1 riboswitch is annotated in these 268 nt (G+C 52.6%).

Going from position 1 to position 268, the window contains the following annotated elements:
• Positions 1-107: 107 nt before the first annotated feature.
• Positions 108-268, bottom strand: a riboswitch (SAM riboswitch). This riboswitch is flagged as partial in the annotation.

Raw genomic sequence — 268 nt, 5'->3', positions numbered from 1 at the left:
AATGCGTTGTTCTGCCATGTGAGCCAATTCCTCCGTTTCACAACTATCTTTGTCAAACATGAAAAAACCTCCCACGAGAGGGAGGCTGCTTGTCAGTCAGGCTTCTCCTCTCATCTCTCAGCAACCTGCGGGGGAACAGGGGATTGGTGCTCCTGTTCAATCAACGCCTTACAGGTTTCTGCAGGATTTAGCACCGTTACGCGTCCTGTTCAGGAAGCGCCGGTTGCCGGGCATCATAGGGCCAGTCCCTCAGCCATCTCACAATAAG

This window comes from Frankia sp. Mgl5 (assembly GCF_023242985.1).
GTDB lineage: Bacteria > Actinomycetota > Actinomycetes > Frankiales > Frankiaceae > Parafrankia > Parafrankia soli.
Note: the sequence above shows the minus strand (reverse complement) of the source record. Positions and strands in the feature narration are given on the sequence as shown.